The 24,813-nt window shown below is 46.7% G+C and carries 25 protein-coding genes and 1 tRNA gene; 16 read left to right on the top strand and 10 right to left on the bottom strand.

Going from position 1 to position 24,813, the window contains the following annotated elements; all coding sequences use genetic code 11:
* Window positions 1-50 precede the first annotated feature (50 nt).
* Window positions 51-1,688 carry an amidohydrolase gene (locus ACT6NU_RS04920; protein ID WP_445383349.1) on the top strand — a complete coding sequence of 546 codons (1,638 nt, stop codon included), beginning with the start codon at window positions 51-53 and terminating at the stop codon, window positions 1,686-1,688.
* Between the two features lie 59 nt (window positions 1,689-1,747).
* Here the strand turns inward: ACT6NU_RS04920 and ACT6NU_RS04915 are convergent, their stop codons facing one another.
* Complete coding sequence (locus ACT6NU_RS04915) at window positions 1,748-2,248, bottom strand: GNAT family N-acetyltransferase (protein ID WP_445383348.1); 501 nt, start codon at window positions 2,246-2,248, stop codon at window positions 1,748-1,750.
* A gap of 179 nt (window positions 2,249-2,427) precedes the next feature.
* On the opposite strand from ACT6NU_RS04915, the gene pafA reads away from it, so the two are divergent.
* Window positions 2,428-4,107 (top strand): alkaline phosphatase PafA, encoded by a 1,680-nt coding sequence (gene pafA, locus ACT6NU_RS04910; RefSeq protein WP_445383347.1) that lies wholly within the window; start codon window positions 2,428-2,430, stop codon window positions 4,105-4,107.
* Between the two features lie 13 nt (window positions 4,108-4,120).
* On the opposite strand, the gene ACT6NU_RS04905 is transcribed toward pafA, so the two are convergent.
* Window positions 4,121-5,185, bottom strand: a complete 1,065-nt coding sequence (locus ACT6NU_RS04905) for a hypothetical protein (RefSeq protein WP_445383346.1) — start codon at window positions 5,183-5,185, stop codon at window positions 4,121-4,123.
* Window positions 5,186-5,272: 87 nt separating this feature from the next.
* Here ACT6NU_RS04905 and ACT6NU_RS04900 point away from each other — a divergent pair, with 87 nt between their 5' ends.
* Both ACT6NU_RS04900 and ACT6NU_RS04895 read left to right on the top strand, forming a co-directional pair.
* Window positions 5,273-5,968 carry a hypothetical protein gene (locus ACT6NU_RS04900; RefSeq protein WP_445383345.1) on the top strand — a complete coding sequence of 232 codons (696 nt, stop codon included), beginning with the start codon at window positions 5,273-5,275 and terminating at the stop codon, window positions 5,966-5,968.
* Window positions 5,969-6,024: 56 nt separating this feature from the next.
* Window positions 6,025-6,963 (top strand): 3-keto-disaccharide hydrolase, encoded by a 939-nt coding sequence (locus ACT6NU_RS04895; protein ID WP_445383344.1) that lies wholly within the window; start codon window positions 6,025-6,027, stop codon window positions 6,961-6,963.
* 15 nt (window positions 6,964-6,978) lie between these two features.
* Here the strand turns inward: ACT6NU_RS04895 and ACT6NU_RS04890 are convergent, their stop codons facing one another.
* A complete protein-coding gene (locus ACT6NU_RS04890; RefSeq protein ID WP_445383343.1) occupies window positions 6,979-8,484 on the bottom strand; it encodes a serine hydrolase in 1,506 nt (501 codons plus the stop codon).
* A gap of 72 nt (window positions 8,485-8,556) precedes the next feature.
* Here ACT6NU_RS04890 and ACT6NU_RS04885 point away from each other — a divergent pair, with 72 nt between their 5' ends.
* A complete protein-coding gene (locus tag ACT6NU_RS04885; RefSeq protein ID WP_445383342.1) occupies window positions 8,557-11,685 on the top strand; it encodes a VPS10 domain-containing protein in 3,129 nt (1,042 codons plus the stop codon).
* 96 nt (window positions 11,686-11,781) lie between these two features.
* Window positions 11,782-12,417, top strand: a complete 636-nt coding sequence (locus ACT6NU_RS04880) for a hypothetical protein (RefSeq protein WP_445383341.1) — start codon at window positions 11,782-11,784, stop codon at window positions 12,415-12,417.
* A 57-nt stretch (window positions 12,418-12,474) separates the two neighbouring features.
* On the opposite strand, the gene ACT6NU_RS04875 is transcribed toward ACT6NU_RS04880, so the two are convergent.
* The 5 genes from ACT6NU_RS04875 to ACT6NU_RS04855 all read right to left on the bottom strand — a co-directional run bounded on the left by ACT6NU_RS04875 (window position 12,475) and on the right by ACT6NU_RS04855 (window position 16,256).
* Window positions 12,475-13,812: a DUF3570 domain-containing protein gene (locus ACT6NU_RS04875; RefSeq protein ID WP_445383340.1), complete on the bottom strand. Its 1,338-nt coding sequence runs from the start codon at window positions 13,810-13,812 to the stop codon at window positions 12,475-12,477.
* Window positions 13,797-14,012, bottom strand: a complete 216-nt coding sequence (locus tag ACT6NU_RS04870; protein WP_445383339.1) for a DUF4266 domain-containing protein — start codon at window positions 14,010-14,012, stop codon at window positions 13,797-13,799. The genes ACT6NU_RS04875 and ACT6NU_RS04870 overlap by 16 nt, the downstream gene beginning before the upstream one ends.
* A complete protein-coding gene (locus ACT6NU_RS04865; RefSeq protein WP_445383338.1) occupies window positions 14,009-14,989 on the bottom strand; it encodes an FAD:protein FMN transferase in 981 nt (326 codons plus the stop codon). Before ACT6NU_RS04865 ends, ACT6NU_RS04870 begins: the two co-directional genes overlap by 4 nt.
* Complete coding sequence (locus ACT6NU_RS04860; RefSeq protein WP_445383337.1) at window positions 14,986-15,435, bottom strand: thioredoxin family protein; 450 nt, start codon at window positions 15,433-15,435, stop codon at window positions 14,986-14,988. The genes ACT6NU_RS04865 and ACT6NU_RS04860 overlap by 4 nt, the downstream gene beginning before the upstream one ends.
* A gap of 119 nt (window positions 15,436-15,554) precedes the next feature.
* Complete coding sequence (locus tag ACT6NU_RS04855; protein WP_445383336.1) at window positions 15,555-16,256, bottom strand: hypothetical protein; 702 nt, start codon at window positions 16,254-16,256, stop codon at window positions 15,555-15,557.
* A 279-nt stretch (window positions 16,257-16,535) separates the two neighbouring features.
* On the opposite strand from ACT6NU_RS04855, the gene ACT6NU_RS04850 reads away from it, so the two are divergent.
* From ACT6NU_RS04850 to ACT6NU_RS04840, 3 genes are all read left to right on the top strand, one after another.
* Complete coding sequence (locus tag ACT6NU_RS04850) at window positions 16,536-16,934, top strand: hypothetical protein (RefSeq protein ID WP_445383335.1); 399 nt, start codon at window positions 16,536-16,538, stop codon at window positions 16,932-16,934.
* A 12-nt stretch (window positions 16,935-16,946) separates the two neighbouring features.
* A complete protein-coding gene (locus tag ACT6NU_RS04845) occupies window positions 16,947-17,150 on the top strand; it encodes a helix-turn-helix transcriptional regulator (protein WP_445383334.1) in 204 nt (67 codons plus the stop codon).
* Window positions 17,151-17,253: 103 nt separating this feature from the next.
* The gene (locus ACT6NU_RS04840) at window positions 17,254-17,829 is read left to right on the top strand and encodes a RidA family protein (protein WP_445383333.1); all 576 of its coding nucleotides are present in this window, start codon (window positions 17,254-17,256) and stop codon (window positions 17,827-17,829) included.
* Window positions 17,830-18,514: 685 nt separating this feature from the next.
* On the opposite strand, the gene ACT6NU_RS04835 is transcribed toward ACT6NU_RS04840, so the two are convergent.
* Window positions 18,515-18,586 (bottom strand) — tRNA-Arg (locus ACT6NU_RS04835).
* 68 nt (window positions 18,587-18,654) lie between these two features.
* Here ACT6NU_RS04835 and ACT6NU_RS04830 point away from each other — a divergent pair.
* Window positions 18,655-19,095 carry a molybdenum cofactor biosynthesis protein MoaE gene (locus tag ACT6NU_RS04830; RefSeq protein WP_445383332.1) on the top strand — a complete coding sequence of 147 codons (441 nt, stop codon included), beginning with the start codon at window positions 18,655-18,657 and terminating at the stop codon, window positions 19,093-19,095.
* A 2-nt stretch (window positions 19,096-19,097) separates the two neighbouring features.
* Complete coding sequence (gene moaC, locus ACT6NU_RS04825) at window positions 19,098-19,535, top strand: cyclic pyranopterin monophosphate synthase MoaC (protein WP_445383331.1); 438 nt, start codon at window positions 19,098-19,100, stop codon at window positions 19,533-19,535.
* A 24-nt stretch (window positions 19,536-19,559) separates the two neighbouring features.
* Here the strand turns inward: moaC and ACT6NU_RS04820 are convergent, their stop codons facing one another.
* Complete coding sequence (locus tag ACT6NU_RS04820; RefSeq protein ID WP_445383330.1) at window positions 19,560-20,270, bottom strand: hypothetical protein; 711 nt, start codon at window positions 20,268-20,270, stop codon at window positions 19,560-19,562.
* Window positions 20,271-20,682: 412 nt separating this feature from the next.
* Between ACT6NU_RS04820 and ACT6NU_RS04815 the strand changes: the two genes are divergently transcribed.
* Genes ACT6NU_RS04815 through ACT6NU_RS04795 form a run of 5 tightly spaced genes read left to right on the top strand, consistent with a single transcriptional unit; the run spans window position 20,683 to window position 24,802 of the window.
* Window positions 20,683-22,098 (top strand): arginine decarboxylase, encoded by a 1,416-nt coding sequence (locus tag ACT6NU_RS04815; protein ID WP_445383830.1) that lies wholly within the window; start codon window positions 20,683-20,685, stop codon window positions 22,096-22,098.
* 49 nt (window positions 22,099-22,147) lie between these two features.
* Window positions 22,148-23,092: an agmatinase gene (speB, locus tag ACT6NU_RS04810; RefSeq protein WP_445383329.1), complete on the top strand. Its 945-nt coding sequence runs from the start codon at window positions 22,148-22,150 to the stop codon at window positions 23,090-23,092.
* Window positions 23,082-24,056, top strand: a complete 975-nt coding sequence (locus ACT6NU_RS04805) for a deoxyhypusine synthase family protein (RefSeq protein WP_445383328.1) — start codon at window positions 23,082-23,084, stop codon at window positions 24,054-24,056. The genes speB and ACT6NU_RS04805 overlap by 11 nt, the downstream gene beginning before the upstream one ends.
* A gap of 2 nt (window positions 24,057-24,058) precedes the next feature.
* On the top strand, window positions 24,059-24,367 hold the full coding sequence (locus tag ACT6NU_RS04800; protein WP_445383327.1) for a hypothetical protein: 309 nt from the start codon (window positions 24,059-24,061) through the stop codon (window positions 24,365-24,367).
* A 15-nt stretch (window positions 24,368-24,382) separates the two neighbouring features.
* Entirely contained in the window at window positions 24,383-24,802 is a 420-nt protein-coding gene (locus ACT6NU_RS04795) for a VOC family protein (RefSeq protein ID WP_445383326.1), read from the top strand.
* The last annotated feature ends 11 nt before the right edge of the window (window positions 24,803-24,813 follow it).

Raw genomic sequence — 24,813 nt, 5'->3', positions numbered from 1 at the left:
AAGCAATGATTCTTGAATTATTCGTATTTTACCGTTTAAACACATTCCAAATGATATTGAATAAACGCACCTTCGGAAAAGTACTCAGGCTTGGGTTACTACTACTGATTTGTTTAACTGCAAACGCTCAGAAGAAATACGCCAAATCTGCAATTAATAAACAAAAAGAAGCGGCTGCCGAACTGGTTCAGAATGACGCAAAACAAACCCAGGTAATGGTGGATAAAATTTTCAGTTTTGCTGAACTTGGTTTCCATGAAACCGAGTCAAGCAAATACCTCACCAGGATACTGGAAAATGCCGGTTTTGAAATAATTTATGGCGTTTCGGGTATTCCTACGGCCTGGTTTGCCAGCTGGTCTCAGGGGGAAGGCCCGGTTATTGCGCTGGGGAGCGATGTGGATTGTATTCCCAAGGCTTCCCAATATCCTGGAGTTGCCTACCATAAACCGATAGTTGAAGGAGCTCCTGGCCACGGCGAAGGCCATAATTCCGGGATTCCCCTCAATATCACTGCCGCCCTGGCAGTCCAAAAGCTCATGAAGGAAAATAATATAGGAGGGAAGTTGGTTATCTGGCCCGGCATAGCTGAGGAATTGGTAGCTTCAAAAGCCTGGTTTGTGCGTGACGGGCTCTTCGAAGGAATAGACATGTGTATTTTCACGCATGTTAGCAGCAACCTCTCAGTATCTTACGGACAGGCCCGGGGGACCGGCCTGATTTCGGTAGAGTACAGTTTTGAAGGAGAAGCTGCGCATTCTGCTGGCTCTCCCTGGAGGGGACGTTCGGCCCTGGATGCAGCCGAACTGATGAATATCGGCTGGAATTATAAAAGGGAACACCTGCATCCGCTGAAGCGATCACATTCCATTTTTACCGACGCAGGAGACCAGCCCAATGTGGTGCCTTCCAAAGCATCAATCTGGTTTTACCTGAGGGACATTACCTATGAGGGTATTATGGAAATGTATGAAGATGCCAATAATATTGCGAAAGGGGCAGCTCTGATGACAGACACGGAAGTCAGTTCGCGGGTTGTGGGTGCCGCCTGGCCCAGGCATTTTAATAAGGTCATAGCCGAAACCATGTATGAAAACATAAAACAGGTAGGCTTACCACAGTGGTCTGAAGCAGACCAGCAATTGGCTGTGGCAGTCCAAAGGGAAGTGAATTCACGAGACACCACCGGCCTGGCAACAGAATTATCGGAACTTGGCAAGCCGGCAGAGCGGCCCATCAGCGGAGGTTCTGATGATATCGGGGACATTTCATGGACCGTGCCAACGGTTACCCTCAGGTTCCCTTCCAATATCCCCGGGTTGCAGGGTCACCACTGGTCTAATGCGATAGCCATGGCAACCCCTATAGCCCATAAAGGCGCTACGGCCGGTGCCAAGGTAGTGGCCATGACCGTTCTGGATTTCCTTATGCAACCCCAGCTACTGGCCGATGCAAAAGTATATTTCAATGAAGTACAGTCTAAGGAGACCCAGTACAGGCCCATGATTACGGATCAGGACCCACCACCTGTTGAGTTAAACACGGCAATTATGCAAAAATTCAGGCCTGAAATGGAACCGTATTATTTTGACGAAACCAAATACGACACTTATTTAGAGCAATTGGGTATTTCCTACCCAACCCTGCCGGAAAAGAATACAACGGCGGCCGGATCCGGGAAAAACTAAGTTAAAGGATTAATTATTGCCAGGCAGATCTGAATATTTTCCGAGCTAAGTGGAGGAACCTAATTTAAGGTCAGGACCATGAGGTAATCATCCATCACAAACCCCTGCCCGATGTCCTGCACCACTGCTTTTACATTCCTGAAGCCCATCCCTTCATAGGCTTCAATGGCACAGGTGTTGTTCTTGTTGACTGTAAGTCTGATCTCTTTACAGTTTTCCCTTAAGGCGCATTGCTTTACAAAGTCCATGGCGCTGCTGCCGTAGCCCATTCCGCGGAATTCCTGCTTCAGGTATATCTTGCTGAGAAAGAGGTGCTTTTCTTCTATACTGAAAGCGAGGTAGCCTGCTGTCTGATGCGCTGTTTTTAAAAGGTAATAGCGCATCCCCTCATTGATCTGATCTTTTATGGCCTCTGCAGACTGGTATTTCTGCAGCATATAGCCTACCTGATCTGGCCCTATTATAGGGGTGTAATGTCGTTTCCAGATTTGTCCGGCCAGTGCTGCGACTACTTCAATCTGCATTGGCTCGCGTACCCGGATAGCTTCAATTGCCGGCATGATTTCTGCAGGGATTAATTGGGTTCCAATCGATCCGAAATACCCAAAGTGATCTGTTTAGGGGTATTCTTTGGATTTAATTTCTAAATTTATAAAATCGGGAGGACATCAGTGCAGATTGTAATGCCCGATGACGTTTAACGTCAAAACCAATAGAGATTTACTTGATAATTGATACAATGAAGAAATTATTTTTTTATGCGATCCTTGTAATTGTAATGAGCAATCCGATTCACGAACTATATTCCCAGGAAGGAAATCCGAAACTGGTTGTAGGAATAATTGTGGACCAGATGCGGTTCGATATGCTTTACCGCTATCAGGAAAAATTCGGGCAGGGGGGATTTAACCGGCTAATGCGGGAAGGATACAATTTTAAAAATACCATGTTCAACTACGTCCCAACCGTAACGGCTGCCGGACACTCTTCCATTTATACTGGAACCACCCCTGCGGCACATGGGATAATTGGGAACAGCTGGTATGACCGTAACCGAAAACAGGTCATCAGCAATGTAGGGGATCCAAACGTAAGCCTGGTAGGTGCTGAAACCGAAAGCAGCAGCGGGTACTCACCAACAAATTTGATCAGTACAACTATCACAGACCAGTTGCGAATCGGATCTAATTTCAGGTCAAAGGTTATCAGTGTTTCTTTGAAAGACAGAGGGGCAATTTTACCTGGCGGACGGACGGCAAATGCTGCTTATTGGCATGACTGGGAAAACAGCCCCGGGAATTTTGTAAGCAGTACTTACTATATGGAAGAAGTTCCCAAGTGGGTAGAGAAGTTTAACAAGCTGGGAAAAACAGAGGCATACCTCTCGGAAACCTGGCAAACGGCATATGACCTGGATGCATATACAGAAAGCACCCCGGATGACAATAACTACGAAAGGAGTATTGGTAGCAAGAGCAGTCCGACCTTCCCATATAACTTCAAAGAAATGCAGATGGCTTTTGAAGGGCGTCCTGGCTATCACCAATTATTGTGGGGCAGTCCGGCCGGGAATACCATTGTAAAAGATTTTGCCATGGAAGCCCTGAAACAGGAGTCATTGGGCAAGGATAATATTACGGACATGCTATGTATCAGTTTTTCAGCCCCCGATATAGCCGGACACGCCTTTGGCCCGCAATCCGTTGAGGTGGAAGATATTTATATCCGCCTGGACAAAGACATCGAAAACCTGCTGGAAACACTTGACCTGGAAGTAGGGAAAGGGAATTATACACTATTCCTGACCTCTGATCACGGTGTTATGCAAGTTGCCTCATTCCTCAATGACAACCGCCTGCAAACCGGCATTGCCCTGATCAGTAAATTTAAAGTGGATCTTGAATTCTACCTGAACCTGAAGTACGGGGCCTTTCCCTGGGTGGAACGTTTTGAATACGAAAACATTTACCTGGACCATAAACTGATTGCCGAAAAAAAGCAGTCTCTGGAAGAGATACAGCGCGCCGTAGCTGAATTTATGGGAAATCAGAACGGAGTGCGTCATGCCCTCACCGCAACGGACCTAAAAAACCAGGAATTTACCCAGGGGATACCGGCTTTGATTCAGAATGGATTTCACCCCAAACGCTCCGGAGATGTGCTACTGGCTTTCGAACCCGGTTTTATACAGTCTACGGATATACGATTGAAAATCCCCGGTGTGAAGGGTACAACCCACGGCTCCGGTTATGCTTACGACCGGCATGTTCCATTGTTGTGGTTTGGTAAAGGGATTTCACGAGGCAGTTCCGTACGACCCGTTTCCATAACGGATATTGCCCCAACACTTTCCATGATCCTCAACCTGCAAATGCCAAGTGGGGTCAGTGGAAAACCACTTGAAGAATTATTTCGTTAAAGCTGCTGTTGGCCTATTTTGACGTGCGCAGGGAGCTGATGATTTTATCGCGGTAATTTTCCTGATCTTCCAGCACTTCAAAGAATCCCGCAACAAACTCTTGCATCTCTTCAAACTGTTTGGAACTTTTGAATTCGGATTTATAGCTATTTAACAAGGCCATAATTTCCGGTTTTTTGGAGATATAGCGCTGCCGGGTTTCTTCATATAGGGCAGCATCCCGTTGCCATCCGCGGAAAAGTCGCTGTGTGACCCGGGAAATCGGTAATTTTTCATTCTGTATTTCGGAAACTACCGCGTAATTGGCGTTCACCAGTCCGGACATATCAAAATCATAGGGAACCGGAATAGCCTTCATGCCTTCTACAAAAATCAGTTTACCATTATGCTGGTAGGCGGCCGAATAATCTGTATTTCCAATCAGAAATTGAAAAAAGTCATTCTGGATGGAGCAAATATCTTCTTGCTGTAAGGGATGTACAGACCTTTTGAGTTTTTTGCCACCCACCCGGTCTGCTACCCGGCTGATGTCTTCTATCAGAAAACCTTCCAGTTCGTAATCTTTACCTTTTTTACCCCGCTGGTCCGTATAGGCAACAGCCAGGCGCCTGGTCTTAAAGTGATAGGGAGTGATGATCTCATACATTTTATAAGCCAGCAACTCTTTCAGGACCCAATCGTTCCCTATATCGGAATTTGCACAGGGCAGGACCACCTTTAATTCCTTATTGCCTTCAAAAAGGGTGCCCTTGGCTGCCGCTTTGCGGATCCTGATTTTTACCGGTGTCAGAAAACAGTTTTTCATCCGCCAGTTTCCCCTGGCCCTGACGCGGATTTCCATTGAATCCCAGTTGCCGTCCGCTTTCTGATATTGCATTACCGAATTCAGATAGGTGCTGTCATTGGTCTTACGCTTCATTTCCGTATTGGAGTAATTCAGGCGAACGGGCAGCGCCCCTTCATCCGCGAATAGCGGAGTGGTTTCTCTTTCCGCGACACTTTGGGTTTCCTGGGCCGAAAGGCCTGCGAATAGTCCGAAAAATAACAAGTAAAACAGAGGTGTAAGCCGATTTTTCATTATCTTGGTGATAGGTTATTTCCATAAGGTACTAAAAATTAGAATATTAGTCTATATACTGTCATAATAAATTTAAAAACCCTCTGGGTGGCAATTATTTCTGTAATTGTTACATACCTTTCTATTCATTTTAATCTGGATTTTAATGTTGATCTCACCCTGCTGAGCATCGCTATTGTATTTCCCCTGGTTTTCAATATAAGGGGTGCCTTCAAACGTCGGGAAAAAGCCCTTGAACATATGAGCCAGTTCCGGTCGGCCATGAAAACGGTATACTTTTATATTCAGATGAGCTTCAACCTCAATAAGGAAGACAAGGATAAACTGGAAGGGATACTCATTGATATCAGTGATGCGGTAATCCATAATTTGGGAGAAAACGGGACCAAACCCCAGTTGGTGGATGAACAAATCAGCAAACTGCACAATTTTACCCTGGAGCTAACTGAATTTATTCCGATGAAAGTGAAAGACAGGATCTTCCGTTATATGAATGGCTTGCAGGAAGCATTTGAAAATGCCTATGCCATAAATACGCATCGTACCCCTCAGTCCCTGAAGGCCTACTGCCTGATATTTATTTATCTTTTTCCATTGGTATACGCACCCACCATCATTTACAATATAGGAGCCGAAGAAAACGCATGGGTGGTATATTTTATCATCCTCCTGACGGAATTCATCCTGATTTCCCTCTACAACATACAGGACCAGATGGAATACCCCTTTGATAATGACGGTCCGGATGACGTAAAACTGGAGAGTTTCAAAATTAATCGATAATATCAAAAATCCGTAACGCTAACAGATTTCAAACGGAGGAATTAATCAGCCAACAGATGAAGCAAATTATTTTACGGCAGGCAAGCCTGCTAGCATTCCTTTGCCTATTTAGTAGTAGTATTCTGAAAGCCCAGGACGAAATAATCGGTCGCTGGGATTTAAAGGTTTCCAATGGGGAAAGATCAATGCCTTCCTGGCTGGAGGTAAAACAATCGGGCAATAAGGCCCTGGTGGGTTATTACGTCAGTTATGCCGGAAGTGCCCGGCCCATTGCTGAGGTAATGTGGAAAGACGGCTTGTTCTCCTTTAGTATTCCCCCTCAGTGGATAGGAACCCACTATATGCACTTAACAGGCACGGTAAATGCAGACCGGATGGAAGGCAATATTGTGGACCATATGGGGAACGCGCTTTCCTTTACAGGGGAAAGAGCTCCAATTTTGTTGCGGGAAGCTCCCGCTGCCTGGTCCGAACCACGCTCCCTTTTGGATAAAAATAGCTTGAGCGGCTGGATTCCGGTTTCAGAAAATGCAGCCAACCAGTGGTTTGTAAAAGACGGGGTCCTTACCAGCCCGGCATCCGGCGTAAACCTCAGGACGGAGGAGACGTTCGAAGACTTTAAATTGCATATAGAATTTCGCTATCCGGAGCATTCCAACTCCGGGGTTTACCTCAGGGGCCGCTATGAGGTGCAGGTGGAAGACAGCTTTGGCAAGCAGCCTTCATCAGTATACCTTGGCGGGGTTTATGGATTTCTCACGCCCAATGAAAATGTTGCAAAAAAAGCGGGTGAATGGCAGTCTTATGATATTACGCTGGTGGGCAGAAGGGTAACGGTTGTGGCCAACGGAAAGACCATTATCGGCAACCAGATCATTCCTGGGATAACGGGTGGGGCCCTGGACAGCAATGAAGCTGCGCCCGGTCCTATTTACCTGCAGGGAGACCACGGCCCTGTAGAGTACCGCAACATCACTATTTCGGTTCCTGAGTAATAGGCTAAGGCATTACTATTCGGAAACTTTTTTAAAATATTCCCCAAAAGCGCCCAGTTTTGAAACGGTCCCCTCTGGCCCTATCTCAAAGGTAAAGAGCAGGCGGCTTTGCAGCTTGTTTTCCTTGTCAGAGATAAAGGAGTTATAATGCCAATGTTCCGCATTGAAGTTTACAAACCCATTGAAAGTTATCTCCAGCCCTGATTCAGCAACATTAACCATTGCCTCCCCCAACATAGGATGGGTATATCTGCCCCTAAATGCCTGTAATGACTGGCTTGTGGAAGTGCCGGGTATTTGACTCTTATTGAATTTTTCAAGAGCCGCTTCTGCAAGTCCCTTTCTTTTTTCGTAGAGATCAAAAATTTCCCGGTGCCAGTGTCGCTCAGAATCGTTAAAGGCCCAGAGGTCCATTGCTTTATATAAAATAGCATGCCGCAGTTCGGCGTGGTCCCGGTTTGCCAGTACATATACTGCGGTTTTGGTATCGTGAATAACTCCTGCAATGGCCACCAGCCCCGCTATACTGCCGGTATGAAAATCCAGTTTATGTCCGCGGTAGTCATGCTGGAACCAGCCCAACCCATAGGTCATCCAATCCGGTTTGGTAAGTTCCTGAGTCGGATAAAAATTTGTTGCTCCCACAAAAGCATGCGGCTTAAATAAATAGGAGAAGGTTTCCGGACTCAGCAGGCGGTTTCCTTTATAAACGCCTCCCTGGGACAGCATCTGCAAATAATGCTCCATATCAGCCGTACAGGTCCAGATCATCCCTGCGGCCCCAATCTGGTCGGAGCGGTTAAACGGTGCCGGATCCAGGCCTTCGGCTGTATCGTACTGGTAAGGGGTCACATAATTGCCCGAACTAAAAATATCGGATACCCTGGCAACGGTCCGCTCCATTTCCAGCGGCTTGAAGATATGCTCTTCAACAAATTTTGTCCAGTGCACCCCAGAAACAGCCTCTATTACTTCACCCGCTACGGCGTACATCATATTGTTGTAAGCGAATCCTCCCCTAAGCGGGTATGACTTTTCCGAGAGGGCAAAACGCGCCACTGTCTGCTCTGTAGAAACACTGTCTATCACCCAAAGCAGGTCCGCAGGAGCAATTCCCAGGTTATGGGTTAGTAAGTCCTGCACCCTGGCCTCTTCCGTTATATAAGGGTCTGAAAGCCTGAATTCAGGCAAGTGGGAACGAACCTTATCGTCCCACTTTAGTTTTTTTTGATCTACTAATTTCCCAAGGGCCATGCAAACCACAGCCTTGGTTGTAGACCCCATATTGAATAGGGTTTCCCGGTTAACGCCCTTCTGGCTCTCTATGTTTCTGACCCCGTACACTTTACTAAAAACCACTTCCCCCTCCTGAACAACTATGGCGGTCATTCCCGGAATATGCCAGTCCTGAATCCCTTCCCGGATCATGTCATCCAAAAGGGCAACCTTATCCTGTGCTTGATTGCTGGTTAAATAAAACAGACTAAAGAGTGCAATTAAGAGGAATCTGTAGTTTTTCATCGGTCTAGTATTCGGATTTAAAATGTACGAAACTATTCCTACATTTATAAGCCTCTTTAAAAACCAGCTGAAATGAAAAAAATCACCCTTGCGCTTATTTTCTCCTTTTCCGGGATTCTCGGCTTTTCACAGGAACTCAACACCTTTTTAAAGCCTGCAAAATTCCGGAACATAGGTCCTTTCCGCGGAGGCCGGTCTACCGGATCATCCGGGGTGGTGGGCGACCCGCTCACCTATTATATGGGTACCACCGGAGGCGGTTTGTGGAAGACAAGCGATGCCGGACAGAAATGGGAGAATATTTCGGACGGGTATTTTAAGACGGGTTCGGTGGGAACGGTGAGCGTCTCTGAGAGCCATCCAAATGTGGTTTACGTGGGCATGGGCGAGCACGCTCCCCGGGGAGTTATGACCTCGTACGGGGATGGGGTTTACAAATCCCTGGACGCCGGGAAAACCTGGGAACATATGGGGCTGGAACAAACCCGTCATATTTCAAGGATCATAATTCATCCTCTTAACCCAGATATTGTCTGGGTGGCTGCCCAGGGGGCCCTTCATGGCCCCAATGCAGAGCGCGGCGTTTACAAATCCACAGACGGGGGCAAAAGCTGGAAACGGGTACTGTTTGTAAACGAGCTTACCGGATGTAGCGACCTTTCCATAGATTACCAGAATCCACAGGTTTTGTACGCGGGGATGTGGGAGCACCTCAGGACGCCGTGGAAAGTAATCAGTGGGGGTGACGGAAGTGGCATATATAAGTCTACAGATGGGGGTGAAAACTGGGAAAAGATCCATGAAGGCCTGCCGGAAGAAAAAGGGAAGGTTGCAGTGGCCGTTTCCCGGGCCAACCCAAACAGGGTGTATGCCCTGGTCGAAAGCGATACCTATAAGGAAAAAGGAGGATTGTTCACCTCTTCGGATGCCGGGAAAAATTGGAGCCGGGTAAGCGGGGACCACCGCCTATTGCAGCGCGCCTGGTACTATATTGAGGTATTCCCGGACCCTAACGATGAACACACCGTATATGTACTCAGTGCCGACACCTACCGATCCATAGATGGCGGAAAGAGCTGGGAAGAGATCCGCACCCACCATGGAGATTACCACGATTTATGGATCAATCCTGATAATTCAAATAATATGGTTATTTCGGACGACGGAGGGGCAGAAATAACCTTTGACGGGGGAAAGAACTGGTCTCGGCAGGATAATATGCCTACGGCCCAATTCTACCGCGTGGCTACGGACAGCCTTTTTCCCTACAATTTATATGGAGGGCAACAGGATAACAGCTCGGTTAAGATTGCCAGTATTGGTATTGGCAGCCGGAGTATCGGGGAGGAACACTGGGAGGCATCGGCCGGGGGAGAAAGTGCCTTTCTCGCCTTTGACCCCGATAATCCCGAAAAAGTCATGGGGGGGAGTTATCTGGGAACAGTCAACCTTTTGGATGTAAATTCAAAAGCCAGCACCAGGGTGATGATTGAACCCAACCTGTATCTGGGATTGCCGGCCCGGGAAATGAAGTATTTGTTCAATTGGAATGCCCCGATTATAAAATCCATGCATGAACCGAACACCTACTACCACTGTGCCCAATATGTACTGCGTACTCGTGATGAAGGCTATTCCTGGGAAGTGATTTCGCCCGACCTGACCCGTAATCAGGACGATAAACAGGGCAATGGCGGGGGGCCGTATACCAATGAGGCCGTGGGTGCTGAGAACTACGGAACCATCAGTTATATTGCGGAGTCGCCTCACCAAAAGGGAGTATTCTATACAGCCAGTGATGACGGCCTGGTGCATATCAGCAGAGACAACGGGGGCTCCTGGCAAAATATCACCCCAAAGGGAATGCCGGAAACGCTGGTTAATGCCATTGAGGTGTCGCCACACGATCCGGCAACAGTTTATATTGCCACTACCCGTTATAAGTTTAATGACCATGCCCCGGCCCTTTATAAAAGCACGGATTTCGGAAAAAGCTGGAAAAATATCACCGCAAATATCCCCGTTGGGGCTTATACCAGGGTTGTACGGGAAGATCCGGTCCGTAAGGACCTGCTGGTTGCGGGGACGGAGACCGGCCTCTATCTTTCTTTTGACGGGGGATCGAGATGGCAGCTCTTCCAATCCAACCTGCCAGTGGTTCCCATTACTGATTTACAAATCCGGCACGGGGATATGGTCCTGGCCACTCAGGGCAGGTCCTTCTGGATTTTTGACGACATGCATGTATTAAGGGAACATAAGGGCGCGGTCCCCAAAGCACATTTGTACACGCCGGAGCCTGCCACTATTCCCAATTGGGGCAGTTCCATGAATGGGAATGACCCCAGCGGAACCGGGGCGTTCGAAGGAGTAAACCCTGCCAGCGGAATGGTCATTTATTACAACCTGCCTGTACTTGCGGATTCGGCGCCACTGAAGTTGGAAATAAGGGATGCCACAGGCGCACTGGTGCGTTCCTACAGTTCCCTTCCCGATCCGGATTACAAGGCATATGAAGGGGCCCCGCCCAAGGCACCCCTGCTGCCTAAAAAGGCCGGCTTAAATCGTATGGTCTGGGATTTGCGCTACCCCATCCTCCCAGGGGCTCCCGAGGTGTATATTGAAGGAAGTTTTCGGGGGCATCAGGCACAACCCGGGGAGTATACCCTTCAGCTTAGTTTCGAAGGAGAGCGACTTACTTCCAAGGCCCGTTTGTTGCCTAACCCAATGCTGCCTGTCTCTGCCCAGGATTATGCGGAATATCACAGTTTTATGAGTGAGGCTGAGGCCACCTATAAGGAGATGACCAATATGACGAACAAGCTCTTCCGGGCACAAAATCGCCTGGCAGAAGTAATAGAAAAGCTGGATGCAGGAAGCCAAAAAGAATTACATGCAAAAGCAGTGGCTTTGCAGGAACGCATGAAAACCTGGGACTCCATAATGGTGCAAAGGCTTTCCAAGGCTTATGACGATGTAGAGAATTATGTAAATGGATTTACTGCTGAATATATCACGGCCTTTAATCACGCAGACAGCAGCATTCCGAAAGTCAATAAGGGCACGGTGGAATTGGTTGGTCGCTTGAACCAGCGATGGTTGAAATATCGCTCGGATGCTGTGAAAATCCTTGAGGAGGAATTGCCGTCACTGAATAAAGCGCTATATGAAGCCGGGATAGGAGCCATTGATGCAGACTAGCGGGTGGTTGAACGATAATTGAGCTCTTATGGTCTGCTTTTGATTTCAAATCGCCATAAAATGTTTTCTTTTATAGAACATATACTTTAAGACAGTATGCTTAAAAGCTACAGGATTTTTATTCTTTGTTTATCCTTTCAGTTGCTGCTGGGTTGTGGCGGCCTGAAACAACAGGAAGATCCGTATGCCGAAGCATGGCAGGAGGTGATCCGCTCCAGGCAGTGGGAACAGGCAAGTGTTTCTGCAGCTATGGCAGATGAGCGAGATTCACCGGAATTCTACGCCCTCCCTTCTGTAAAAATGACCGAAGTGAGGCCGGAGGCCTCGCCGGTTTTTCTGGATCGTTATCCCAAACTGGTCAGCCGGGCCTATTTTCGTTTGATTGCAGAGGCGATTGAGGCCGACCGTCGCGTTACTATGGCTTTTCAGGAACTATATGCAGAATCCAGCAAAGAAGAAAACAAAAACAAGCGAAGGGTTCAGCGCGATTTTGAAACGGCCCGAAGGCGGTTTGTGGCCCATCGCAAGATGCTCGAAGGGCTGCGGTCCTGGAATGCCTTCCATGATTACGGTTCAGACGACCTTGATTTTTTCCTGAAAGAGCAGTTTCCCGATGCCTATAAATTCTACCAAAAAGGGGCCTCTGAGGAGCGAATAGTGGAATTTCTCATGAACGAACTGGCAGACTTGTATCACGAACAAAATCAGGATGCGCCCCGGCTGAGGTTCTGAGTTGAAAGGCTCCCAGGTTATTTGGGCGAGGTGTTACTAAAATACCATTTCTTCTTTTCAATTATCCAGCACAAAATTAAAGCCGGCGGTTACAATATGAGAGGAGAAAGGGGAGTTCCGGTCGTAATAGTAGTATTTGAGCTGTATGCTCTTAAGCCCGAAATGGAAAAGGCGTAACCCTGTGAAAATATCGGTATACCCCAGGCCCAAACCGTATTGATTGGCGTTGTATGCAGACAGGTCAAAATCCGAGGTGTAGAAGGCTGCTGTTGAGAGATGCTCATTATAGGAGCTAAAATAATCGGTTTCGCCCTGACTGTAATAGCGGTATGAAGGATAAAGGGTAAAGCGGTCTGTAAGCTTCCAGGGAATTTCCAATTGGGCCGTATGTGCAGACAAACCCCAGTCATCCGTATAGTAGCGATAATAGGTACGGATACTCAAAGTAGCATTCAGGAAATAATTTAAGCGACCACCTATGGCAATTTTGAACCGGTTGTCCGGCAGGCGCTCTATGTCCTCGGCAAGGTGGAAACCGTCCATAAAACTATCGGGCACATCCTGGAAATAAACCCTTTGAAAAGGGGTAGAGAGCAGGCCCTGCTGGCTGATCAGGTCCAGGGCGAGGCTTCCCTGCATATTTTTTGAAAGGATTTGGGAAAAACCAAACCCCAGGGTATACGAATTCCGACCCTTATCTGAAAACCCCGTAAAATCAGGGTTGTAGTTGGATTCACCCGTGATGGGAAAAAGGGCAAAGAGTGGGTCGTTCAATCCGCTGCCCCCTGTATCAAAAGGCCTAAGCTCTATGGGGTAAATTGTGGTCCAGCGGTCAAAGTAGGCGTTGGCCCGAATGCTCAGCTCTGTATTTTTCTGGTTGAAAAGCCGGGTATAACTCCCCCCTGCCCCCAGAGAAAAATAGTCGTATTCCGTGGCAACGGAAAAGCGGGCGCCCCAGATTGCGTTCCTGTCGTCAGAACTATGAGAGTAGTTAAAAACGGCGCTGGACCACACATCATTACCAGAGGCCCCGCTACTGGCCACAAAGGGGTCGGCGGGCCCGTCAAATGGATTGACATTGCTAGAGGAAGCCGAGGTATAGGCAGAAACCCCGGCGTCTATACTTAATATATCATTGGCGTTAAGCCGAATGGTTATGATTACATTTCCGGTAACATCAGTGAGTTCTTCCGTCCCAATCCCCCCTGTAACCGCTGCATTTTCCCCGTCTTGTTGGTAGTAACTGCTCAGAAAGTCTATCTCGGTACTTTCCAGCACACGTTTCTGATAGGGTTTCTGAGGATCCTGCTGTTGGGCAAATCCAACCGAGAGCGGTAGCAACATAAAGATGTACAGGACCTTCTGCAGCATGTATTTTCTTAATTGCAACCGCATCCGCCTCCGGTTTTACCGCCGTTTGCCCCGGCTGCTCCTTCCCTGTAGGAATGCATTACAATAAGGTTTCGGTCACACTTCTGATCCGTAAGGGACATGTCGGGGTCATTGAGGTTTACCATTTCGTATTCCTTGATGACCACGCACGATTGGAGTTGCAGCAAACCTGCCATAAGCCCTAAAACAATAAATTTTCTCATCTCGAATAATTTAACGCTATACCCCTGGAAGTATGCAATGCTCCTGAGGAATCCACTATAATACAATCTACCTCCGGGATCTGGTTTATGCGGTCCAGCCCGGCTTCAATCCCCATCACGAAAACAGCTGTAGACAGTGCGTCTGCCAGCTCGGCTTTAGGAGCAAAGACCGTTGTACTGATAATCCCGGTACTCGGATATCCGCTACGCGGGTCAATGATATGGGCATAGCGAACCCCTTCAAAGGTGACGTGTTTTTCATAATCCCCTGAAGTGACCACAGCCCTGCCCTGAAGCGGAAGCATACCGTATGATTTGGTTTTGTACATGGGGTTGGTAATAGCCACTTGCCAGGGTTTGTCATTATTTTGTTTCCCCCAGGAGTTCATGTCGCCGGAGGCATTTATGATCCCGGCTGGTACCCCGGCCCTGACCAGGACCTCTTTTGTCCGGTCTGCAGCATAACCCTTCCCAATACCGCCAAATCCTATTTTCATTCCCTTTTTAACCAGGTAGACAGTTCCTTCCTTTTCATTCAGGAGGATGTTTTTATAACCCACAAGCCTTACGGATTGTTCAATAGCTTTTGGATCGGGAAGGTCCCTCATGCTCCCATCGAACTTCCAGATCCGGTCCATGGCGGCATAGCTGATGTCAAAAGCCCCGTCAGTAAGTGCAGAGATCCCGATGGCCCGCTTTATGAGCTGGTACAACTCCCGGGATACCTTTACAGGTTTAATCCCGGCCTGACGATTGATTTCTGAGGTTTCGGAAGCAGGGTCCCAGGAAGAAATAAGGGCTTCAATCCGGCGGATTTCGGTAACAGCCAATTCAATCCACTGATCGGCCTGGCGAGGGGTATCTGCAACAACTGTAATCTCAAAATTACTACCCATCAGGGTCACGGCTTCCCGGTGGGTTTGTTGTCCAGCCGCAGAGAGCGTAACCATAAATGCACAGAGTAGCAATTTTTTCATGGGTCTGACTGGATAAAGGCTAACAGTTTTGCAATATAGGCCTCCGGGCCGAGTTTCTCATAGCTGGCACGGCCTTTTACCCTTCCTTTGGTATCCATAATAACTACCAGAGGGAAGACGCCATTGGGGTTATAGTGATCGGCCAGGGCAGCATTGGCCTTTGCCTGCTGCTCCGGCAGGGCATTTTTCTTTTTTCTTGGAAAATCCGCTTTTACCATTACAAAGTGGGAAGCAGCAAATTCTTTGAAAATAGCGGTATCCCATACTTCCCGGTCCAGTTTTATACAGGGGGCGCACCAGTCGGAACCCTGAAAAACCAGTACAATGGGTTTATTCTCCTTAGCGGCAACCGCCTGCGCCTTTGGGAAATCGGTATGCCATTGCTGTGCGGAGACTGCAATGCAACTAAAATAAAGGCATATGCTAATTAAATGATGAGACTTCATACCTGAATAAAACGATTTTGGGAACGGATAAGTATGTAAAGGATTAAAAATTTGGGGTATGATAAAACCCGACGCCAAAAGGTGCCGGGTTTACATAATTATTTCAATTCCAAACGGTTTTACCAGCTCTTCAATAATACGCGCATGCCTGAGCGCACCAGAGTGACATCCCCGCTGTTAGCCCTTGATTCCTCCCAGGCCGCATCCATTGTTTTTTTCTGGGCATCAGTCATCAGGGCATCCACTCCACCAATTGCCGCTTTGAAGTCTTTAAAGCCATTAATTACCCAGACATTGGCCCCGTCTGGTCCTCTACCGGCTGAAATGGTGCCCATCATACTCAATCTTCCTGCCGGATTGATTGTGGTAAGTCGCTTGTTGTAGGCATCAGTGAATTTATCCATTTCAGCTACATGTAAAAGGAAGTAGCGTTGTACCGGATGAGGCGTACTGGTATCACCGTGAATAGCACGACGTGACCCCATGGCCGAACTGAAACCTTCCTTGATGTGCTGATTGAGTTTCGTAAGGAATAGGTTCCATGTATCATTCCCCCCGGAATACATATTTCCTAAATTCTCCAAAGACCCCCCAAAAACTACAGAATGAGAAAAGTTATTCTCAGGATCGTTGAAGTGGTTCTCATACAATCCTACGCTAACTCCGGCAGGTTTATTTTTGGAGTAATACGCGTCAAAAAGATTGTAAACCGTTTCCACATTTTGTGGTTCAACCGTAAAATTGTAGGTGGTGAAATAGTACTCTTGTGCACTTAATGTAAAAGCAGTGAACAAGACCAGTAATAGACTTAGTTTTTTCATTGTAATAGGTTTTAGGTTGTTTCCTATAAGATACGGAATAAATAGGAGTTAAAGCACTGATAAACAAACAATAAAGACAAGCCAAAAACAATTGTAGGAAAAGTACTATGTTTTTGACAGAAGTGCAATTTGGGAAGGGCTATGTAACACATATTTAGCGTGTTAGGCTACTATCTACTCACAAAAAGTAAATAAGACTTGACATTTTAAAAATAATGTTTATATTTGTCAAATAAACTTTACATAAAGACAAATAGTATTGACATGAAAACAATAGATATGAATAAAAAAAATCAACGTAAACGGATAACGGGTAATCTGGCCGGATGGACTCTGGCCTGGACTTTGTCCATAGCTCTGGCTACCTTCGGCAATAAGTTCCTTTGGGATGGGAACAAAGCCCTGACCATTGCAGCTATTGCAATCAGCCTGCTGCTAGGAGTAAGAATGATCCTGGCCAACAGGCGGTTTATTGAGCAATCCGATGAACTGGAAAAAAAGATACAGCTGGAATCCATGGGGCTAACCCTTGGCCTTACCCTGGTAGTGGGCCTGGCGTATTCCCTCCTGGATACCACCAATGTCATTCCCTGGGATGCCGAAATCAGTTTTCTGGTAATCTTTATGGGGATTTGTTATATGGCATCCGTAATGGTAAACAACAACAGGTACCGCTAATCCCGAATTGAAATGAAGAATAAAATTCGCGTGTTGCGGGCCGAAAGGCAATGGACGCAGGAGGCCCTGGCTGATTCTGTCGGGGTTTCCCGGCAAACAATAAACGCTATTGAAAAAGGAAAATTTGATCCCAGCCTGCCCACCGCCTTTAAAATATCCAGGTTGTTTGACCTCCCTATTGAGCAATTATTTGAATATGAGGAGGAGGAACTATGAGGGAGTTGCCAGGGGAAACCCGGGCCAATCGTATTAATAAGTTCATTGGGGTTTTAAGGTCAATTCCTTTGTATATTTAAGGCTCATACCAAACCTGTGATCCATGAAAACATCTTTTGCATTATGCTTAGCCTTTCTTGTTATAACTACAACTGCATGTAAAGAAGAGCAATTAAGCAGACCCCTTCCTGAAAGTAATGAACTCGCAAATGCCGATTTTGACCCGGAAGCAAAACTCCAGGAATTGGGGATTCGCCTGCCGGTGGCCGCCACTCCAGTGGCTAACTATGTGAATGCCGTGCGCAGCGGTAAGCTGTTGTTCCTGGCCGGGAAAGGGCCCAAAAAGGAAGATGGGACCTATGTAACCGGAAAACTGGGGGCAGACCTCAGTATCGAAGAGGGGTATGAAGCTGCCCGCCTGGTAGCGCTCAATCAGCTGGCTGTATTAAAAGCTGAGCTGGGAGACCTGTCCAAAGTCAAAAGGATTGTCAAGGTATTGGGGATGGTCAATGCCACTCCCGATTTTACAAACCAGCCGGAAGTGATCAACGGATTTTCTGACCTCATGGTGGAGGTATTCGGGGAACGCGGCAAACATGCGCGTGCCGCTGTTGGAATGGGCTCTCTGCCCAGGGGGATTGCAGTGGAGATTGAGTTGGTTGTGGAGTTAGAAGACTAAATAAATACAAAAGTCTATCCTGCTGACGCAGGCTGGTATTGATCTCGTTTCAGCAGTTGGATGGACAATTTAGCAAGAGATAGCTTCGCTGTTCTTTTGGACCTCGTGTTGAAAATACAAAAGCCCATCCTGCTGACGCAGGCTGGTTCTTTTTTTACTGAAGTGTTTAGTTGGCGATAATGGCAAGAGATAGCTTCGCTGTTCTTTTGGACCTCGTGTTGAAAATACAAAAGCCCATCCTGCTGACGCAGGCTGGTTCTCTTTTTACTGAAGTGTTTAGTTGGCGATAATGGCAAGAAATAGCTTCGCTGTTCTTTTGGGCCTCGCGCTGAAAATACAAAAGGCCATCCTGCTGGCGCAGGCTGGTTTTGATCTCGTTTCAGCAGTTGGATGGACAATTTAGCAAGAGATAGCTTCGCTGTTCTTTTGGACCTCGTGTTGAAAATACAAAAGCCCATCCTGCTGACGCAGGCTGGTTTTGATCTCGTTTCAGCAGTTGGATGGACAATTTAGCAAGAGATAGCTTCGCTGTTCTTTTGGACCTCGTGTTGAAAATACAAAAGCCCATCCTGCTGACGCAGGCTGGTTCTCTTTTCTCGTCCTGTCCTCACTCAAGCCAGCTTGGTGAGGACAGTCCTCAAAAATAGAAGCCTTTGCTTTCGCAAAGGCCTTTTGTGCTTATTCGTAGCCCCGGCAAGAATCGAACTTGCATCTAAAGTTTAGGAAACTTCTATTCTATCCATTGAACTACGGGGCCAAATGGGTCTGCGAATTTATGAATACTTTTTGAAAACTTTGGTACCTTAGTCAACAAAGGCAGCTGTTATGAAAGCAAAGAAGAAGACCCTTTTTGTTTCCGGGGCCATAAGCCCGGAATTTATCGCTAATTCAATAGCCAAACATCAGTCCAAAACCGATATCGGGGCCCACGATATCTTCCTGGGGCAGGTGCGGGCAGATGAATTGGAGGGTAAAAGGGTACGGGCTATAGAATATACAGCCTATGAGGAGATGGCAGAACAAAAAATGCATGAGATACGCGAAGCCTGTTTTGAAAAATATCAGCTGAGTTGCATGCATGTCTACCACAGCCTGGGCGAGGTGAAGGTGGGGGAAATTTGCCTTTTCGTCTTTGTTTCCTCTCCCCATAGGAAAGAAGTATTTGAAGCGCTGCATCATTTGGTTGAACGTATAAAAAAGGAACTTCCTGTTTTTGGGAAAGAGCTGCTGGAAGACAGTTCATACAGCTGGAAGGTCAATACCTGAGTATGGTTGATATTACGAATAAAAAGGTGACCCTTCGGATTGCAACTGCTGAGGCTGTGGTCCTATTGGGAAGTAGGGAAACACTTGATGCCATTGAGCAGGGTAGGGTTCCCAAAGGAGACGTTTTTGAGATGAGCAAGGCGGCCGGGCTGCTGGCAGTTAAGAAGACTCCGGACCTCCTGCCCGATTGCCACCCATTGCCCATTGAAAGTACCCAGATCGAGTATGAGATCAGGGACCTCAGAATCTATATCAGGATTACCGTCAAAACAAATTATAAAACCGGGGTTGAGGTAGAGGCCATGCATGGGGCCAGTGTAGTCGCACTCAATATGTATGATATGCTGAAACCCCTGGATAAGAAGATCGAAATACACTCCATCCGGCTGCTCAGCAAAAGTGGTGGAAAGTCTGATATTGACAATACGAATGGAGGATAAGGCGTTCAGGCCGGCTAAGGCCTATTAACGCAGTTGCCAGATTTCATACATGGGTTCCCCACGGCTATTCTTTCCCCTGTGGTGCCAGTCTGACCCTTTTCGCTCAAAATTGAAATCCAATTCGGCTCCGACCCTGGAATCATCCCTTGAAAAAAACTGTATCACTTCAGTATATTTCCCGTTATCGGCAGCATAACGCCCGCCCCCAGTGCCTCTAAAGTCCATGGTTTCCGTATTATAGGCAATCCACTGGAAATAGCCGTCTTTGAGGAATTTCAGCGTTTTTCTCGGGCCTGAATCTCCCCTTCGCTCCTGGCCGGTGTCCGGCCCGCGGGTTCCGAACAACCAGGTGCCGTCCAGGGTTTGCTCCAAACCCGGTTCTTTTTGGTAGGGCCTGTTATCATTCCCGTTCAGGATCAGTTTCCCGTCTGTATACCCCAAAGTAGTGAGATACTCTCTTTTGCCGGTTTCGCTGAAATCGGAATTGAATTCCAGGGCTACTTTCAGGCTGTCTTCCAAAATCTCATAAAACCCTCCCATTGTTGAAATAAAACGAGCAGGTTCTGAATCATAAATACTGTGAATCAGGTAATCTTCGGATACCAACAACAGGTAATTGCGTTTTCCATTATCCAGTCGCTCAGTGGCCCGGTACACTCCCGTTTCCAATTGAGCATTCATAGCCAGTGGCCCCAGCAGCATCAAATTCAGAATCAGGTAAATAACTGTTCTCATCTGGTTTAGATTGTATTTCTCAAGAATCTAAATTACAATAAATACCGGCTTAAAACAGCTCCTGAGATAAGGGGTTAAAAAAAAAGTGCAAAAAAGATTATTATTAAAAAAAATTGACTTCATTTACACCCGAAAAATGCAAAGTTTTTTAATCCTAACAGCGTATCTAGAAGCGTGGGCCTTTTTACTTTCAAATGGGCGGAAAACCGCAGCCAGCAGCAAGCTGACCGACCGGTTTCCGGAACTCAATTTTCCTCAGTATTATTGAGTGGTTTTTGCAATATATTTCCTGCTTATTTTCTTTCTATTTTAAAATCGCCTTTTAACTTGCAATTTCTATTGTAAATTAAACTTTCATATGGGTAAAAGGGACGCACCCTGCAAACCCGAAACACTTACAACCGAAATTTTAATGAATATCACCTATAAAGATCTGATAGATCAGACCTATTATTTTCCCACCGAGGAGTTTGAGCTGAAGGATTCCAACCTGATGTTTCACGGCATTCCGCTAATGGACCTGGTTGCCAAATACGGAAGTCCGCTGAAATTTACCTATCTGCCAAAAATTTCTGAAAACATCGGAAGAGCGAAGCAGTGGTTCGCCAATGCTATTGAAAAACACAATTACGCCGGGAAGTATTACTATTGTTATTGCACCAAGAGCTCCCACTTTCAGTATGTGTTGCACGAGGCCCTAAAGAATGATATCCATATTGAAACCTCCTCTGCTTTCGACATAAATATTGTTGAAAACCTCAAGGCTGAGGGGCGTATCAGGAACAATACCTATGTGATCTGCAATGGGTTTAAAAGAGCTGCTTATATTGAAAACATCGCCCGGCTGATCAACGGCGGCCACCGGAATTGCATCCCAATAATTGATAATTATGAGGAAATCTCGCTGCTCTCCGAAGCGATTGAGGATCCGTTTAAGGTAGGAATTCGAATCGCATCCGAAGAGGAACCCAAATTTGAGTTTTACACCTCGCGCCTCGGGATTGGCTATAAGGATATTGTACCCTTTTATGAGAGTCAGATCAAGGAAAATGATCAGGTAGAGCTTAAGATGCTACACTTTTTTATCAATACCGGGATTCGGGATAACGCCTATTACTGGAATGAACTCAATAAGTGCCTCAAGGTCTATGTGCGGTTAAAAAAGATATGTCCTTCCCTTGACTGCCTGAATATAGGAGGAGGATTTCCGACTAAAAATTCCCTGGCCTTTGATTACGATTACGTGTATATGATTGATGAGATCATTAATCAGATCAATCTCACCTGTAAAGAAGAAGACATCCCCGTACCCAATATATTTACAGAATTCGGGAGCTTTACCGTTGGAGAAAGCGGTGGGGCCGTCTATCAGGTACTCTATCAGAAACAGCAGAATGACCGGGAGAAGTGGAATATGATTGATTCGTCTTTTATTACCACCCTTCCGGATTCCTGGGCGATCAATAAACGATTCATTATGCTTCCGGTCAACAGATGGAATGAGGCCTATGAGAGAGTGCTGCTGGGCGGGCTTACCTGCGATAGCGATGACTATTACAATAGTCTGCAAGATATGAATGCCATTTACCTGCCGAAATTCCATTCTGAGAAACCCCTGTATATAGGCTTCTTCAATACGGGGGCCTATCAGGAAAGCATAGGTGGGTTTGGGGGCTTGCAACATTGCCTGATCCCACATCCGAAGCACCTGCTGATCAACAGGGATGCCAAAGGAAAATTATCGGTTTCCGTATTCCGGGAGCAACAAACAGCGGAAGATCACCTTGCAATCCTTGGGTATGATCCGGCTAGGAAATCAAAAACGTAAATACACTTTAATCGGAACTAAAAAAGTATAAACCAATAAAAAAGATAAAATGAAGGTATCGGAAAATTATGCGGGAATCCCGGATGAATTTGCGCAACTGGAGAAAGCAAAAATAGTACTCGTACCCGTACCCTATGACGGTACCAGTACCTGGGGGAAAGGGGCAGATAAGGGACCTGAAGCATTCCTGGAAGCTTCTGCCAATATGGAACTCTACGATATTGAAACGGAATCTGAAGTCTATCGCCAGGGCATTTACCTGACGGAACCCATAACCGTTGATGAAAGCCCTGAAGCGGTTGTAAATGAGGTTCATAAAATAACCAAAGACTATATCAAACGGAACAAGTTTGTGACCCTTTTCGGGGGAGAGCACTCCATTTCTATAGGCTCTATCCGGGCCTTTAACGAGTGCTTTGACAACCTGACCGTATTGCAGATCGATGCCCATGCAGATTTGCGCAAGTCTTATGAAGGCAGCCAGTATAACCACGCCTGTGCCGTGCATGAGGCAGCCCAGACAACCAATCTGATACAGGTAGGGATCCGGAGCATGGACGTTTTGGAAAAGACCTATATGGACCCCGAAAAAACCTTTTTTGCACACGAAATGGTGGCCGATGAATTCTGGATGGACAAAGTAGTTGATCTGATGACAGAGAATGTCTTTATTACCTTCGACCTGGATGCACTGGATCCGTCCATAATGCCTTCAACCGGCACTCCGGAACCCGGCGGCCTGCTATGGTATGAGACCCTTGAATTTCTAAAGCAGGTTTTTAATGAAAAGAATGTGGTGGGATTCGATATTGTGGAACTTTGCCCGAACCCGGCAGAACGCTCTTCCGATTTTCTTGCTGCAAAACTTTATTATAAAATGTTAAGTTATAAATTTATGGAGGAAGGCCAAGACGAGTTGCTGGACGACGATGCTGACCTGATGGATAACAAATTGGGTTCTGCCTTCCCTAAATTCGATGACGATGACTACTAAGGGACCGATTTCTGATTTCATTACACATTATTACAAGCACTTCAATGCTGCGGCATTGGTGGATGCAGCCAAAGGCTATGAAGAACAGCTCAACCAGGGGGCCAAGATGCTGGTTTCCCTGGCGGGTGCCATGAGTACTGCAGAACTCGGGAGGATTTTTGCTGAAATGATCCGTCAGGATAAGGTGCATATCATCTCCTGCACGGGTGCCAACCTGGAAGAGGATATTATGAATCTGGTAGCCCATAGCCATTACAAGCGGGTTCCGAACTACAGGGACCTTACCCCTCAGGATGAGTGGGAATTGCTCGAAAAAGGCCTGAACCGGGTAACCGATACCTGTATCCCTGAAGAGGAGGCCTTCAGAAGGCTGCAGGAGCATATATTCAAACTCTGGAAGGAAGCGGAAGAAGCAGGGGAGCGTTACCTGCCTCATGAATATATGTACAAAATGCTCCTCTCAGGGGTACTTGAAGAGTACTATGAAATAGACCTGAAAGATTCCTGGATGTATGCTGCAGCGGAGAAAAACCTGCCCCTGGTTTGCCCGGGATGGGAAGACAGTACTATGGGGAATATTTTTGCCTCCTATGTCCTGAAAGGAGAGCTTTCCGCCAGCACGGTCAAGTCGGGAATTGAATATATGACCTACCTGGCAGACTGGTATACCGAAAATTCCGGAAAGGGGATCGGGTTTTTCCAGATAGGGGGCGGTATCGCAGGGGATTTTCCCATTTGCGTAGTGCCCATGCTGTACCAGGACATGGAACGAACAGACACTCCTTTCTGGAGTTATTTTTGTCAGATCAGTGACAGTACCACCAGCTTTGGCTCTTATTCCGGGGCGGTTCCCAACGAAAAAATAACCTGGGGGAAGCTGGGGATTGAGACCCCGAAATACATTATAGAAAGCGATGCCACTATTGTTGCCCCACTTATTTTTGCTTATCTTTTGAACATGTAATTATGGATAACCTTAAAAGAGTAATAGTAGATTTTAAAAAATTAACCCCTGAGGTGCTCAAACTTCTGGTGGAAAGGTATCCCGATGGATATGATGACGACCATATTATCAGTTTCCGCAACGCCCAGGGAGAACGAATAGAAGCGGTGGAGGTAACCACCGAGGACACCAAATACCTTGTCAAGATCAGTGCCCGCCTCGAAAAAACGATGGCGAATTACGATGAGGAAGATTATGAGGATTTTGACTCGGACGACCCTGAAGCCATTCCGGACATCCCATTAGAGGATGAGGAGGATGACGAAGATTAACTTCAACTGCGAAACATGCACCAGACCCCTTTTCATTTATCGCTTCCCTGTGTAAGCGTATCGGCTACCAAGGCTTTTTATACAGAAACCCTGGGTGCCAGTTTGGGCAGGATGTCCACACAGTGGGTGGATATAAACCTGTTCGGCAACCAGATCACTTTTACCAAGTCCGGGGATTTCAGTTTCCATTATAAATCCTATAAGTTTGAAGAGGCGATATTGCCCGCCTTTCATTTCGGCGTCCTGGTTAGCGATACACAGTGGAATGATTTATTGGAAAAACTAAAAGGGATGTCCCTTGAGTTACCTGTAAACACACTGTTCCTTCAAGGCAGGACCGGGGCACACCGCTCTTTTTTTGTGGAAGATCCCAACGGTTATATGGTGGAGTTCAAACACTTTCTGGACCCGCAACAAACCTTCCTTGCAGACTAACAGCAGGCCTT

This window comes from Robiginitalea rubriflava (assembly GCF_052540725.1).
Note: the sequence above shows the minus strand (reverse complement) of the source record. Positions and strands in the feature narration are given on the sequence as shown.

Bases quoted from the DNA above. Each gene is read 5' to 3' on its own strand.
- ACT6NU_RS04905 (WP_445383346.1), bottom strand. From the start codon at position 5,185: ATGAAAAATCGGCTTACACCTCTGTTTTACTTGTTATTTTTCGGACTA.
- ACT6NU_RS04820 (WP_445383330.1), bottom strand. From the start codon at position 20,270: ATGAGAACAGTTATTTACCTGATTCTGAATTTGATGCTGCTGGGGCCA.
- moaC (WP_445383331.1), top strand. From the start codon at position 19,098: ATGGTTGATATTACGAATAAAAAGGTGACCCTTCGGATTGCAACTGCT.
- ACT6NU_RS04805 (WP_445383328.1), top strand. From the start codon at position 23,082: ATGACTACTAAGGGACCGATTTCTGATTTCATTACACATTATTACAAG.
- ACT6NU_RS04800 (WP_445383327.1), top strand. From the start codon at position 24,059: ATGGATAACCTTAAAAGAGTAATAGTAGATTTTAAAAAATTAACCCCT.
- ACT6NU_RS04875 (WP_445383340.1), bottom strand. From the start codon at position 13,812: ATGCGGTTGCAATTAAGAAAATACATGCTGCAGAAGGTCCTGTACATC.
- ACT6NU_RS04880 (WP_445383341.1), top strand. From the start codon at position 11,782: ATGCTTAAAAGCTACAGGATTTTTATTCTTTGTTTATCCTTTCAGTTG.
- ACT6NU_RS04895 (WP_445383344.1), top strand. From the start codon at position 6,025: ATGAAGCAAATTATTTTACGGCAGGCAAGCCTGCTAGCATTCCTTTGC.
- ACT6NU_RS04845 (WP_445383334.1), top strand. From the start codon at position 16,947: ATGAAGAATAAAATTCGCGTGTTGCGGGCCGAAAGGCAATGGACGCAG.
- ACT6NU_RS04915 (WP_445383348.1), bottom strand. From the start codon at position 2,248: ATGCCGGCAATTGAAGCTATCCGGGTACGCGAGCCAATGCAGATTGAA.
- ACT6NU_RS04890 (WP_445383343.1), bottom strand. From the start codon at position 8,484: ATGAAAAACTACAGATTCCTCTTAATTGCACTCTTTAGTCTGTTTTAT.
- speB (WP_445383329.1), top strand. From the start codon at position 22,148: ATGAAGGTATCGGAAAATTATGCGGGAATCCCGGATGAATTTGCGCAA.
- pafA (WP_445383347.1), top strand. From the start codon at position 2,428: ATGAAGAAATTATTTTTTTATGCGATCCTTGTAATTGTAATGAGCAAT.
- ACT6NU_RS04885 (WP_445383342.1), top strand. From the start codon at position 8,557: ATGAAAAAAATCACCCTTGCGCTTATTTTCTCCTTTTCCGGGATTCTC.
- ACT6NU_RS04865 (WP_445383338.1), bottom strand. From the start codon at position 14,989: ATGAAAAAATTGCTACTCTGTGCATTTATGGTTACGCTCTCTGCGGCT.
- ACT6NU_RS04920 (WP_445383349.1), top strand. From the start codon at position 51: ATGATATTGAATAAACGCACCTTCGGAAAAGTACTCAGGCTTGGGTTA.
- ACT6NU_RS04840 (WP_445383333.1), top strand. From the start codon at position 17,254: ATGAAAACATCTTTTGCATTATGCTTAGCCTTTCTTGTTATAACTACA.
- ACT6NU_RS04855 (WP_445383336.1), bottom strand. From the start codon at position 16,256: ATGAAAAAACTAAGTCTATTACTGGTCTTGTTCACTGCTTTTACATTA.
- ACT6NU_RS04850 (WP_445383335.1), top strand. From the start codon at position 16,536: ATGAATAAAAAAAATCAACGTAAACGGATAACGGGTAATCTGGCCGGA.
- ACT6NU_RS04860 (WP_445383337.1), bottom strand. From the start codon at position 15,435: ATGAAGTCTCATCATTTAATTAGCATATGCCTTTATTTTAGTTGCATT.
- ACT6NU_RS04815 (WP_445383830.1), top strand. From the start codon at position 20,683: ATGAATATCACCTATAAAGATCTGATAGATCAGACCTATTATTTTCCC.
- ACT6NU_RS04830 (WP_445383332.1), top strand. From the start codon at position 18,655: ATGAAAGCAAAGAAGAAGACCCTTTTTGTTTCCGGGGCCATAAGCCCG.
- ACT6NU_RS04795 (WP_445383326.1), top strand. From the start codon at position 24,383: ATGCACCAGACCCCTTTTCATTTATCGCTTCCCTGTGTAAGCGTATCG.
- ACT6NU_RS04870 (WP_445383339.1), bottom strand. From the start codon at position 14,012: ATGAGAAAATTTATTGTTTTAGGGCTTATGGCAGGTTTGCTGCAACTC.